This is a genomic window from Priestia flexa (assembly GCF_021441905.1).
Taxonomy (GTDB): Bacteria; Bacillota; Bacilli; order Bacillales; family Bacillaceae_H; genus Priestia; species Priestia flexa.
In genome coordinates this window covers 137,838-150,132 of sequence record NZ_CP090431.1, presented here as the reverse complement: position 1 = coordinate 150,132, position 12,295 = coordinate 137,838, and the positions used below count along the sequence as shown (strand labels likewise).

Below are 12,295 nucleotides of genomic sequence, written 5' to 3'. Positions count from 1 at the left end.
TCTGATATTGATAACATGGTATGAACATGCCAAGCTTCAAGAATGGGTAACCACACAGATTCAGTAAATATTTCACAAAAAAAAACCTGGCGCCCTTCAAAACACCAGCTGAACCAATCCCATATATAAAACTGTTCCTCCCCCAATCGAAAGCAACATGCTTCCCCTCCATGCATGAAGCAATACCACAAAGCCAACTGCTAGCATTTCAGGTAACCCATGACTTCCTGAAATAAAGCTGATATCCTTTAACGAATACACTACCAACAGTCCGATAACCGCTGCCGGTAGAACAACTCCGAGATACTGAACATACTTAGGCGTTGGCTTGTTGGCTGGAAAAAGCAAAAATGGTAAAAAGCGCGTAATCATCGTTCCTAGAACGACCATGATGATCATGATAACTTGCTGGGTAATGCTCATATTACGTAGTCACCTCTGCTTTTTGAACCGGCTTGCGAATAAGCGTGAGCACCGCTAGTATCAAAATCATAGCCGGAATAATAAAGCTGCTTGGGTCAAAAACGAAGAGGCTTATGCTCGAAAAACCAACTCCGATTAGTGCGCTTTGGTACTGCTTGCCTTTTTTCCATTGCTCCATAAAAATGACGACAAACAGCGCGGTCATTACGAACTCAATCCCTTCCGTACTGAACGTAATAAACGAGCCAAAAATACTGCCAAGCGCTGATCCGAGCACCCAGTAGCAGTGGTTCAGTAGCGTAATAAAAAACAAAAAGTGGTTGTAAATCACTAAAGAAATAGGAAGGTTGAAAACCATGGATATCAGCTTTTTCTGGCTTGCTATCGGGCTAGCCGCCTTTGGTTATTTTATTGGAGATGGTTTGAAAAATTTTGGTAAACCCAAAGAGAAAACGACTTACCCTTATTTAATTAAAGAACGTGATCTTCACTATCACTTTAGCTTAACGAGAGAAGAGATGCAGGAACTATTAAGCAAGTACCCAGATGCTCCTAAAATTGAGCTGAAAGGCAAGACGTATTATCCGCATCATCAGTTTGTTGAGTGGCTTTCATCAGCCGATCTTTATACCAATAATAAACACAGAGAATAGATGGGAGAAATAGACATGGACGCTAGAATTACATATGATACTGACGCAAAGTTAGCTTACCTTTATCTCTTCCCCGCTTCGGCTTCTTATCAAATTCAAGAAACGGAAGAATTAGAAGTAAATCCTAGTTTACTGCTTGATATTGATAGTGAGGGCCGAATTGTTGGCATTGAGCTTTTCGGAATGCTTGCAGAGAAGATAGCGCCACTTTCTGGTGCTGAACATATCTATACAATGCATGATGAGATGTTCTCATTTTACCTATCATCTCAAGAGGTTCATGCAACATTTGTTTTTAACGGAATTAAATTTTGCTTTGCAGACGCTGATTATCAAGACTTCGTCGGCTTTGACGTAATTGATTCAAATCTATATGAGCGACAGCTATTGATGCAGCTCGTTAAGCCATAAAAGAAAGCTGTAAAAAGACAAGCTACCTTCAGCTTGTCTTTTCTTATTCATGAAATCTTCGTTCCATTTGGCAACTTTTCATCCGGCTGTAGCAGCACTACATCTCCTTCTCCTGGAACGCCACCTAAAACGAGCACTTCTGATTTAAATCCTGCAATTCGCATTGGTGGAAAGTTTACAACCGCGACGACTTGACGATTCAGAAGCTCGGTTGGCTCATAGCGATGCGTAATTTGCGCAGATGACTGCTTCACTCCGATCTCTTCTCCAAAATCAACTTCAAGCTTAATCGCCGGCTTTTTGGCCTCTGGAAACGGTTTGGCGTCAAGAATTGTACCAACGCGTAAATCTAATTTTAAAAAGTCTTCAATGTTTGCCATTTAGCTTGAACCACCTTTTTATTATTTTTCGATTGTAACCATTTCAGATTTTCTGCTTACATCACGTGTTGACCAAATCAGGATCCCAATTCCTATTAACAACAAGCTAATTCCGCTCCAAGACGTCATCGTCAGCTTTTCTCCTACAACTAAAACGCCAAGCATCGTTGCAGTTAGCGGCTCTGCTAACGCTAGAGTAACTGCGGTTGAAGATGAAACGTGTGCAAGCCCTTTGGCAAATAGAAAATAAGCAATCCCTGTGGCCATAACGCCAAGCTGAAGGCTTACACCAATACCTCTCATGCTTACAAACCACGACATATCAAATAAAAATAGGAGCGGTGATAAAAAAAGCGCGCTTAAAATAAAGACAACCGCAACGGCTGATAGTGACGAATACTTTTCCACTAACCCTCTGCTTGCAAGGGTGTAGCAAGCAAAGGATAGGCCTGCTCCAAGCGCCATGAAAATTCCCGTTATATTTAGGCTTGCCGATTCTTTGTTCAGAAATAACAGCACGCAGCCTAAGATAGATAAAAACGTAGAACACCACCAGATGATGCTTGGCCGCTTGTTTGAATAAAACCATTCAATAAGACCAGATAAAACAGGTGCACTCCCGATGGCCACAACTGTGCCAACCGCAACGCCTGTGATGGAAACTGCTGAAAAGAACAGCGGCTGATAGCATGCCATACTAAGAGCTGCGACAAGAGTGGCTTTTAGCGGCCATCCTTTTAGACGTAAATCTTTTCTAATCAGCAGAAGCAGTAATAGAAACACACCGCCTACTGCAAGCCTTGTTGCGCCAATAGCAATTGGGTGTGCGGAGTCCGGTGCTAGCGCCTGGGTAGTACCTGTTGTGCCCCATAGAATCCCTGCTAGTAAAATGAAAAAAGGAGCTGCTTTCACAATGATTCACCTCAATAAAAAGATAAAAAGAACGATTACCCTTATGATAAAGAATTCCCTATTCATTTTCTTTACCAAGTTTAATCTTCTTTTTATCTATTATTAAGAATTCGATATTTTTGCGGTGACACGCTTTCATGGCTGACAAACCATCTTGTAAAGGAAGAGGAGTTAGCAAAACCAATCTCTTCACTAATCCTGGACATCGACCATCCTGTTGATAGCAATAAACGCTTCGCTTCATCTAAACGAAGTTTCGATAAATACTCCTTCACGCTTTTTCCCGTTTGCTTTTTAAACCATGTCGAATAGTAAACGGGATGATAATGCTCAATTGCTGCGAGGGTTTCCAGGTTGAGTGGCTCCTTAAAGTGCTGATGAATGTAATCAATTGAAGGAGGATTGGACGTTTGGAGCTTTTTAGTCACATACCTCGTTAAATCAACTAAAGCAGAATAATCAGCAGGGTTTTTCGCTTCTTCTAACAATAAATACCGAATAGCTGACCACTGACTATCAAGCGTCATATACATGCTGTTTGTACCCTTTGGCAGGTACTGCGTTGGAATATCTAAGATTAAAAATTCATTTCGGTCTCTGGAGCGATAGTTATGATTCAGTCCCGGAGGCAGGTAAAAGCATTGATCCGGGCTAAGCGTTACTTCTTGAAACGCCATTTCCATATCAAGAGAGCCTTGCAGCGGAAAAAGAAACTGTCCAAATTCGTGCTGGTGCAGCGTGAATTCTTTCGAGTAGGATCTCTTTTCACACGTTAACTCGTTCACTTTATCCATTTGGCTCTCTCCTTTACGTTAAGTTGAATCTATTATAAGTGCAAAATCCGCTAAAAAAAAGCCTAACATGTCGCTAGGCTCTCGGTTTATTTGTTCATTTTCCAAACGGCCGCAACGTTCATCGCCGTTTTTTCCACATAGTCGCTGGCATTCGCAAAAGCATTTTCTAACGTCGTCACTCCTGGCACAATACTAAATAACGCATCGATACCATGCTCATAAACGACGTGGCTGTCAGCTCCGATGTTCCCAGCAATTCCAATGACCGGAATGCCATGCTTTTTGGCTGTTTTTGCTACGCCAATGGGAGTTTTACCATAAATGGTTTGCCCGTCAATTTTTCCTTCTCCTGTGATGACTACGTCCGCATCACGAACGGCTTCTAATAGATTTGTTGCTTCAATGACGATGTCGACGCCCCTTTTCAATTCCGCTTGTAAGAAAGCAAGCAGCCCTGCACCTAATCCCCCTGCTGCACCAGCTCCTGGCACGTCATCAATCTTTTGACCAAGGTCTCGTTCAAGAACGGCTGCGTAATGTCGTAAATTTCGATCCAAAAGCGCAACCATCTCTGGCGTTGCTCCTTTTTGTGGACCGAAGATGGCAGATGCTCCTCGCTCTCCGGTAAGAGGATTATCAACATCACACGCTACTTCAATTTTGACGTGCTGAAGACGCGAATCTAGCGTTGATAGATTAATAAAAGCTAAGTTTCCGAGTGCTCCGCCACCATCTAGAATTTCGTTTCCTTCTGCATCTAGTAACTGTGCACCAAGCGCTTTGGCCATTCCAGCGCCTCCATCGTTTGTGGCACTTCCACCAATTCCAATGATAATATGATTTACACCGTAATCTAGCGCTACTGAAATGAGCTCACCTGTACCTTTTGTTGTTGTCATAAGCGGATTTCGCTTAGCAGGGGGTACGAGATGCAATCCGGACGCGGCTGCCATTTCAATGACGGCTGTTCTCTTCGTTCCCAGAATGCCAAAGAAAGCTTCAACCGGCTCACCTAAAGGACCCGTAACCGTTTTTGAGATAATCTCTCCATCCGTTGCGTCAACCAGGGACTGAACCGTCCCTTCTCCTCCGTCAGCCATCGGTACTTTTACATAGTTTGCTTGTGGCAGTACTTGCTTAAAGCCTTTTTCAACTGCTTCAGCTACCTCTAAAGCTGATAAGCTTTCTTTAAATGAATCCGGAGCAATGACAATCTTCATTACGTTCTCTCCCTATACTTTAATATTAGCTAAATAGCTTGAACACACCGTAAATGAGCGTCGATAAAATCGCTAGCGTTAAACCAACTGCTGACTCATATGGAATAAGCTTAAGTCGTTCTTTAATTTCCATATTGACGCTTCCACCCGTTGCGTGGAAAAAGCTACCGTGCGGTAAATGATCTAAAACAGTTGCACCTGCGTGTACCATAGCCGCTCCGGCAAGTGCTGAAACGCCCATCTCTAAAATCGTGGAGCTAAACACCTGACTGGCAACCGCTGTTCCTGCAGTTGTTGAAGCAGTCGCAGCAGACATGAAGATTCCTGATGCTGGCGCTAGTACATAGCCTGGTAAGCCGAGCGCACTTAGTCCTTCAATCAATACATCTTTTAAGCCTGAATTGGCGATAATTCCAGCCAGCGTACCCGTTCCTAGGAGCATAATGGCCACACCCGTCATTTTTCCTAACCCTGAAACAGCATAGTCATTCAGCTTTTTGCCTCTTCCCATGACAATTGCACCGACAATTCCTCCAATTGGCAAAGCAATCATTGGATCAATATTAATGTCAAACAGCGGTCGCAGTGATAGTAAAACAATCGTCACAAGCGGCGCAATAATAGCTGGTAAAAATGCCGGTAGCTTATCTGCATTATTTACTTCTATTTCGGCAAGCTGTACAGGAGCCCCTTTTTTCACAAGCTTTTTGGCAATGAGATACGTCACAACAATTCCAAAAGCTGCTGGGATTATACCCGCTGCCATAATGGATGTGAGCGGAACATTAAAAGCATCTGAAGCTGCGATAGCATTGGGGTTTGGCGACATAATGTTCCCAGCTTTCCCGCCTCCAATCATTGCTAATAAAATCGCTGGTTTTGACAGATTGGCTTTTTGAGCAATTGCAAGCGCAATTGGTGCCACCGTAATAACCGCTACGTCAACAAATACACCAACTGTAGTTAAAATCATTGTTGCAAGCGCCAGCGCAAGCAGTGCTCTCGCTTCTCCTAGCTTTTTTACAATTGTTTCTGCAATAACAGCAGCTGCTCCTGATTCGATGAGCACACCTGCTAATATACCTGCAGCTAATATTCTTAGTACGGCAGGTATAATCCCTTGCGCTCCTTCCATCATAAGCGCCACGGTATTCGTTATATCCACTCCTCCTACTAGACCACCAATTAAAGCACCGGCAATCATTCCATAGGCAGGAGATACTTTCTTTAAGATCAATACAATTGCAACAACAAGCGCAACCACTGCGCCTAAAGCGCTTACTTCAATAGTAGCATCCATTTCCCGTTCCCCCTTGAATGTTATAAGTTAATTGTAAGCGTTTTCTAAACTAACTGCATTGTTCATGAAACTAAAAAAAGGCCTGTCTTTTTCAAGCCTTTTTGTGCATCGGAACAATTTTATTGAATTTTATACTGTAGTATCGCAACGTACAGCTCAACCAAGTCACTGAGTTTACGAGGGTCTTTATTCGTCAGCTCAGAAATGCGCTCTAAGCGATACCTGAGCGTATTTCGGTGGATAAACAGCTTACCTGCTGCTTTATTTACATCTCCATTTTCTTCAACATATACGCTTAGCGTTTCTAACAAATCGCCTTTTTCATCATAGTCTTTTAGCTCTTCAACTGACTGACTTAACTCGCCTTTTACGCCAAATTCTTTCGCTTCAGCTAAAAAAACAGCTAGCTTATAGTGTTCATAGCGGTAAAGTAATTGATCAGGGTGTAATTTCTCACCCACTTTTAACGTATAGAGCGCTTCTTGATAAGATATCGCCAATCCTTCTATTGACGGAATGAACCTTCCAATCGCCACCTTACCTTCTAGCTGATTATGTTGAACCCAACTTTTAATTTGATTAAAAGTACCGTCTTCTTGTTCATGCGTCATATCAATTCTTTTCAGCACCACAATATGAGTAGGCTGAACAATGTACAAGTCATCTTTTTCGAGCTTTCCTCGCAACCACTTATAGCCGTTTGAATGATTCTCCACTTTTAAAATTACCGCTATGCGCGGGAGGTCCAACTGAATGCCAAGACGCTCTACTCGTTCAAAGTAAAAGGAATCTAGCTTGTCCATTCCGTGAAGCAATTGACTCGTTAACTCTTCTTTCAACCGCTCATCCCATTGAATTTCATCTACTAACACCGCTTGCTGTAAAATCATTTCAGCAGCCATTTTCACAAGCTCTCCGTAGTTCCGTACTTCCTCTGGTTCACCTGTAATACCAATCACACCAACGACCTCATCATGAAAGGTAATGGGCAAATTAATACCTGCTTTCACTCCGTGAAACTGCGTTAACTCAGAGCTAGTAATTTCAAAGCCTTTTTGTGTTTCAATTACTCGCACAGCACCTTCGTGAATAGAATCAATTCGATGATGATCACCTGATCCGATAATGACGCCTTTTTCATTCATCACGTTGATGTTGCGGTGAATAATGTTCGTCGTTCGATTCACAATTTCTTGAGCTAAAGAATGATTTAAAAACCTCATGCACTTCACCTCTTCATTCCCATGAATGCCTTTTCAACCTATCGTTAACTATAGCACCATCCAACAAAAAAAAGAAAGCCTGCTTATCTCTAGGCTTTCTTGCTATTGAAGAGTCCATTAACGTAAATGAATATTGTCGATTGTCATACTCTTTTTTACACCTCCTAAGTAAAAGACGAGCTGAGCATTTTCATCGTCACGAGTTAGCTGTAAATTTTTAAACACGAGGTGGTACTTCTGTGTTTTAGAAGATACGCTTACTTTCTGCTTCTCATACACGTTTCCAGCTTCATCTGTCAGCGCAACAAATACATCACCTTTTGGCTGCGTGCTTGCATCAAAGCTTAATTCATATGAATCCCCTGCATTCAGCAAAATGCCTTTTTGAAGTAGCTTCAAGTCATCTTCATGCTTGCTGCTTTTTTTCACATCGATGTGAAGCTGACGCTCATTAGGATCAACACTTGCTGAAGCGCTCATTTTGCCTTCTTGGACTACGTGCCAATAGCTCATTCCATCTGCTTCTCCAACGCTAAATGTCCCGTTGTATACTCGATTTCCATCACTCAAAGGAACCTTTGGGATATCGTCATTAAACGGAATTCCTTCAACTTCTACAAGCTTTGCGTTTCCAATCCATACAGGCTGGTCGTTTGTTCCAAGATTAAACTCAATGCGAGCTGCGTTATCCGATTCTTTTTTCATTTGAAACAATACTTCATAGCTTTGTACTTCGTTTGTCAGCTGAGCATTTAAAGCTGGTGAATATCCCGCATAACCAACCGATGCTCCTCCTGTTACTTGCACCTTTATGCTTCTTGTTGCTTCCGTTTTAGCATCAAACGTTAGCTTATAAAAGCGGCCTTTCGCTAGTGACACAATAGACTGAGGCTGCACGGAGTAAAGCTGACCTCCAGGACGAAGCATATTGACCTTTAAAAAGCGGCTATTGTTTAATTCTTCTATTGATAAAGCTGCATCTCCATCCGGTTCTTTATGAAGCGACCAGTTAGCAGTACCTTCAATTCCCATACCAGGGTCACCCGCTTTTGTTTCTGTAAACTGATTATTATAAACTAAGTTTCCGTCTGCTTGAGGAAGCTTAGACCCTGGTAAATAGTCTTCTTTTGTAATGATTGGAGGAGTTGGCTCACGGTATTCTCTACCCGTTAATTCATAGACTCTTACGTAATCAATTTTCATTTCTTTTGGGAACTGGGTCTCTGCTGTTGGATTTCCATCAAAATTTCCCCCAACTGCTAGATTCATAATAAGGTGAAACTCTTCGTCAAACGGAGCTGGATAAGCATTGGTGTCTGGCTGTCCATCACTTTGACTGTACCAGTCGTTTTGTATGCTATAGAGCTCCCCATCAACGTACCATCGGATTTCACCAGGCTCCCATTCAACAGCGTACGTATGAAAATCTTCAATCGTGCTTCCGTCTTTAAACGTATATTCTTCGCCGCTATACATGTTGTTTGGCCACTGCTGACCGTAGTGAATGGTGCCTGCAATGGTATTTGGCCTGCTGCCCCAGCCTTCCATAATATCAATTTCACCAGAAGCTGCCCAGCCGCCGTAACGATTATGTTCAGGAAGCATCCAAATCGCAGGCCAGTAACCTTTACCTGTTGGAGCGCTAGCACGGATTTCAAATTTCCCGTATTTCTTGCTGAATAACCCTTTCGTCTTTACACGAGCAGATGTGTAGTCAAAGCCTTGGTAATTCTCTTTATGAGCTTGAATTAGAAGATTACCATCTTCTTCTCGAACATTCTTTGAACGATTGGTGTAATACTGAAGCTCATTGTTCCCCCACCCAGGTATGCCCACAGAAGCACCGTTTGTTAAATCAAACGTCCATTTTGTAGGATCAATCTTTCCATCGTCAAACTCGTCTCCCCACACTTGAGTCCACATTGGCTTATTTTTTTCTTTTTGACCTTTAGCTTGCTCTTTCTCTTCAGCATGACCAACCGGGGTAAACAAAGAACTAATTAACGCTGCTGATAATACGGAACCGACAACCTTTCGTTTTAAAGAAGGACTTTTCATTTATGCTTTCCTCTCTTCTATCAAAATATAGTAATCGCTTACATTTTAATTGACTTTTCTATTACTTATAAAAGCCTGCATACGTTGTCCTTACTCTCTGGTTAGCCTTAATGATTCAGATAGAACAAGTTTTATATTTTCCGAAAATTCAGATATAAAATAGTGTAAAAAACCGCTATGGCCATAGGTTTATCACACTAGACATGCTTGTCTTCACTGAAGCGAAAGCGCTTTCGATAAAATCATTATAGCCTAGTCCATTTTGGTAAGCAACAGAAAAATAATAAGAGAATTTTACTATTCTCTTAAAAATACGGTTAAATGAGACGGCTGAAACTAAGAAATAATAGGAGATATAAATGTTAAAACAAATCGTTTGAGGGGTATATGGGAGCCTAATCTTGCCTTCTATTTTCGGATAGTAGCTACCATCCGAAAATAGAATTAAACGTTAAAAATAGATATCTATTGCTGTAGAGAACAATAGCTCGTTTCCCTAGTCATACAAATAGACATTTTACAATGGACTGATGCTTTCAATCATTGTTCCTTGCGACGTTTTTACGCCTGTCAGCAACACTTTTGTACCAGGAGCAAATTTCTCGTTATGATGTGCCAAATAGTCTGATAGTTTGAACGTTGTTGGCTGATTGTTTACGTACACTTGAACCGTATTCCAATTCACCATTTCAAAATAGTCAGCTTCAATAGATACTGTTTGATCGCCCGTATCAGGACTTACAACTTCCACAATATCACGAATTTGATTTTGACCATTTGGACTTGCTACATAACGAACAACCAGTGCTGTTCCTGGTTCATACTGGCGAATCTCATTTTGTAAATCGATATCGCTTTTGACGTGAAACGCTTTCGCTTGCCCTTGAACGTCAAGTTCAATACAATGTGCATCAACTAACCCCGTTACGACTCCAAGAACTTCTAAAATTTGTTCTTGTCTTACGTTATTTTCAACAGGCACTGACGAAGTACTTTGTTCTTGCTGTACAGGCGCCACCGTTTCTTCTTGTAAAGACTCTTGCTTTTCTTGAAGTGGAGAGCTTTGTTCTTCCTCTAAAGCTTCTTCTTCCTTAGACTCTACTTCTTGAACAGGTGCTGGCTCGTTCTCTACTTGTAAAGCCTCTTCCTCTTGAATTGGTTGGTCCTCGGTTGACACTATGTCCTCTTCAACTGCTGTTTGCAGCTCTTCTGTTGGTACTTCTTGTACCCGTGTTTGTGCGTGTGCATCTTCTTCTGCAGATGAAGGTAAAGGCTCTTGTACCGCATCTTGTTCCTGATAGCTTAATGGTACTACTTTTACTGTAGACTGCACTGCTTCTTGTCCAGCAGTGACTTCTTTCACTGAATCTTGTTCTTTCGCACTAGACACGGCAGTGATTTCTTGTGCTAGCACCTGTTCATCCGGCTTAGGAGAATGGACTACCTTTTGTTCTGGTGCTTCGCTTGCTTGATTATAAGAAAATAGCATATCCTTTTCCGGCAGGTTCACTACCTTTTTAGGGTTCATGCTAGGACTCTGCTCTTGAACGCTTTTCTGTACTTGTGCTACTTTTGCCTCTGTCTGTTCGCTGTTTAGAGCATTTGAGACGCTGCATCCAGTAATTGTCGTTACAATGGCTAATCCTGTTCCGCCAATTTTGATAAGCTTCTTTCTCTCTTTCGCTTTTTGCCTAGAAAACTTCTCAACTCTTGTAATTCTATCCATTTAATTACAACCTTTCATTAATTTTCTGCTTTTTTAATTTATATTAGATTAAGAATTATGAATAGAGAGAAAGAGAAATACAGTTCTAAGGGTTTAATGTTTTTCTACATATTAGTCATTAATCCCCAAAAATCGACAAACTTTTTTAAGTATCATCGCACTACAAAAAGGGAATTTATGAGAAATGAAAAGAGAGTAGAAACAAACTGAGTTATCGCAGGTGAACTTTTGGCTGAGGATGAAAACAAACAAAAAACTAGAAGCCGGTTGCTTCTAGTTCATTTTTGATGATACTTTTCAATTACTTTATGAAGCTCTTCTAAATAAATTCGAGCCATGCGACTAAGCTGAGTTTTATTGTGAACGACCCATCCCACTCTAATAAACTCACCTTCATCAAGCGGCACCGATACAATATTTGAGCCGTTTAAATCTTCACTTAAAATACCCGTTGAAATGGTGTAGCCGTTTAAGCCAATAAGCAAATTAAATAACGTTGCTCGATCACTGACTTGAATGCTTTGTTTACTTGGAATCGTGCTGAAAATTTCTTCAGCATAATAAAACGAGTTAAATTCTCCTTGTTCAAAGCTCAACCGTGGGTATTTTTCTAAATCTTTAAGCGTAACGGATTTCTTTTTAGCAAGCTGATTTTGGGCACTCACAAAGATATGAGGGGTAGCTTGAAACAGTTCATGAAACTCCAACCCTTGTTCTTTCAAAAGCTGCAGCATCACTTTTTCATTAAACGAGCTAACGTATAAAATACCGATTTCGCTTTTTAAACTCTTTACATCTTCAATAATTTCATAGGTTCTCGTTTCTCTCATCGTAAACTGGTATTTTTCTTGCCCGTACTTTTTAATCATATCCACAAACGCATTGACGGCGAACGCATAGTGCTGAGTAGAAATTGAAAGTAGCTGTGGAGAAGGCGCTGCATTCAAATACCGGTGTTCTAACAGCTCTGCTTGTTCAACAACCTGCCTTGCATACCCGAGAAACTCGGCTCCGTCTGAGGAAAGCGCAATACCTGTTGAAGTACGGGTGAAAATCGTAATTCCAATTTCTTTCTCTAACTCTTTCACTGCTTTTGACAAGCTTGGCTGTGAGATGTAAAGCCTGCGCGCTGCTTCATTAATTGATCCACATCTCACAACCTCAATCACGTATTTTAGCTGCTGTAATTTCATAA

General features: G+C 41.4%; 13 protein-coding genes. 2 read left to right on the top strand and 11 right to left on the bottom strand.

Going from position 1 to position 12,295, the window contains the following annotated elements; all coding sequences use genetic code 11:
• Positions 1-96: 96 nt before the first annotated feature.
• Positions 97-423, bottom strand: a complete 327-nt coding sequence (locus LZP85_RS00720) for a branched-chain amino acid transporter permease (RefSeq protein ID WP_206833657.1) — start codon at positions 421-423, stop codon at positions 97-99.
• Between the two features lies 1 nt (position 424).
• Positions 425-781 (bottom strand): ABC transporter permease family protein, encoded by a 357-nt coding sequence (locus LZP85_RS00715; RefSeq protein WP_404826311.1) that lies wholly within the window; start codon positions 779-781, stop codon positions 425-427.
• Here LZP85_RS00715 and LZP85_RS00710 point away from each other — a divergent pair.
• Complete coding sequence (locus LZP85_RS00710; RefSeq protein WP_078990379.1) at positions 780-1,076, top strand: DNA-binding protein; 297 nt, start codon at positions 780-782, stop codon at positions 1,074-1,076. The two genes, LZP85_RS00715 and LZP85_RS00710, sit on opposite strands and share 2 nt — an antisense overlap.
• 15 nt (positions 1,077-1,091) lie before the next feature.
• A complete protein-coding gene (locus LZP85_RS00705) occupies positions 1,092-1,487 on the top strand; it encodes a DUF2283 domain-containing protein (protein WP_167556177.1) in 396 nt (131 codons plus the stop codon).
• Between the two features lie 47 nt (positions 1,488-1,534).
• Here the strand turns inward: LZP85_RS00705 and csaA are convergent, their stop codons facing one another.
• The 9 genes from csaA to LZP85_RS00660 all read right to left on the bottom strand — a co-directional run bounded on the left by csaA (position 1,535) and on the right by LZP85_RS00660 (position 12,293).
• On the bottom strand, positions 1,535-1,867 hold the full coding sequence (gene csaA / locus LZP85_RS00700; protein ID WP_025908687.1) for a chaperone CsaA: 333 nt from the start codon (positions 1,865-1,867) through the stop codon (positions 1,535-1,537).
• Between the two features lie 21 nt (positions 1,868-1,888).
• Positions 1,889-2,779 (bottom strand): EamA family transporter, encoded by an 891-nt coding sequence (locus LZP85_RS00695; protein WP_374955987.1) that lies wholly within the window; start codon positions 2,777-2,779, stop codon positions 1,889-1,891.
• Positions 2,780-2,871: 92 nt separating this feature from the next.
• Positions 2,872-3,573 (bottom strand): AraC family transcriptional regulator, encoded by a 702-nt coding sequence (locus LZP85_RS00690; protein WP_025908685.1) that lies wholly within the window; start codon positions 3,571-3,573, stop codon positions 2,872-2,874.
• Between the two features lie 86 nt (positions 3,574-3,659).
• On the bottom strand, positions 3,660-4,793 hold the full coding sequence (locus LZP85_RS00685; RefSeq protein WP_226639414.1) for a glycerate kinase: 1,134 nt from the start codon (positions 4,791-4,793) through the stop codon (positions 3,660-3,662).
• A gap of 25 nt (positions 4,794-4,818) precedes the next feature.
• The gene (locus LZP85_RS00680; RefSeq protein WP_119544166.1) at positions 4,819-6,093 is read right to left on the bottom strand and encodes a GntP family permease; all 1,275 of its coding nucleotides are present in this window, start codon (positions 6,091-6,093) and stop codon (positions 4,819-4,821) included.
• Positions 6,094-6,212: 119 nt separating this feature from the next.
• On the bottom strand, positions 6,213-7,316 hold the full coding sequence (locus LZP85_RS00675) for a sugar diacid recognition domain-containing protein (protein ID WP_234561926.1): 1,104 nt from the start codon (positions 7,314-7,316) through the stop codon (positions 6,213-6,215).
• Between the two features lie 117 nt (positions 7,317-7,433).
• On the bottom strand, positions 7,434-9,374 hold the full coding sequence (locus LZP85_RS00670; RefSeq protein ID WP_234561924.1) for a family 16 glycosylhydrolase: 1,941 nt from the start codon (positions 9,372-9,374) through the stop codon (positions 7,434-7,436).
• A 517-nt stretch (positions 9,375-9,891) separates the two neighbouring features.
• Positions 9,892-11,100, bottom strand: coding sequence for a hypothetical protein (locus LZP85_RS00665; RefSeq protein ID WP_206833650.1), 1,209 nt, complete (start codon positions 11,098-11,100; stop codon positions 9,892-9,894).
• 278 nt (positions 11,101-11,378) lie between these two features.
• Positions 11,379-12,293, bottom strand: a complete 915-nt coding sequence (locus LZP85_RS00660) for a LysR family transcriptional regulator (protein ID WP_025908681.1) — start codon at positions 12,291-12,293, stop codon at positions 11,379-11,381.
• Positions 12,294-12,295 lie beyond the last annotated feature (2 nt).

Excerpts from the sequence above, each read along its gene's own strand:
- LZP85_RS00675 (WP_234561926.1), bottom strand. The coding sequence starts at position 7,316 with ATGAGGTTTTTAAATCATTCTTTAGCTCAAGAAATTGTGAATCGAACG.
- LZP85_RS00685 (WP_226639414.1), bottom strand. The coding sequence starts at position 4,793 with ATGAAGATTGTCATTGCTCCGGATTCATTTAAAGAAAGCTTATCAGCT.
- LZP85_RS00680 (WP_119544166.1), bottom strand. The coding sequence starts at position 6,093 with ATGGATGCTACTATTGAAGTAAGCGCTTTAGGCGCAGTGGTTGCGCTT.
- LZP85_RS00660 (WP_025908681.1), bottom strand. The coding sequence starts at position 12,293 with ATGAAATTACAGCAGCTAAAATACGTGATTGAGGTTGTGAGATGTGGA.
- LZP85_RS00710 (WP_078990379.1), top strand. The coding sequence starts at position 780 with ATGGATATCAGCTTTTTCTGGCTTGCTATCGGGCTAGCCGCCTTTGGT.
- LZP85_RS00720 (WP_206833657.1), bottom strand. The coding sequence starts at position 423 with ATGAGCATTACCCAGCAAGTTATCATGATCATCATGGTCGTTCTAGGA.
- LZP85_RS00715 (WP_404826311.1), bottom strand. The coding sequence starts at position 781 with ATGGTTTTCAACCTTCCTATTTCTTTAGTGATTTACAACCACTTTTTG.
- LZP85_RS00665 (WP_206833650.1), bottom strand. The coding sequence starts at position 11,100 with ATGGATAGAATTACAAGAGTTGAGAAGTTTTCTAGGCAAAAAGCGAAA.
- LZP85_RS00690 (WP_025908685.1), bottom strand. The coding sequence starts at position 3,573 with ATGGATAAAGTGAACGAGTTAACGTGTGAAAAGAGATCCTACTCGAAA.
- csaA (WP_025908687.1), bottom strand. The coding sequence starts at position 1,867 with ATGGCAAACATTGAAGACTTTTTAAAATTAGATTTACGCGTTGGTACA.
- LZP85_RS00670 (WP_234561924.1), bottom strand. The coding sequence starts at position 9,374 with ATGAAAAGTCCTTCTTTAAAACGAAAGGTTGTCGGTTCCGTATTATCA.
- LZP85_RS00705 (WP_167556177.1), top strand. The coding sequence starts at position 1,092 with ATGGACGCTAGAATTACATATGATACTGACGCAAAGTTAGCTTACCTT.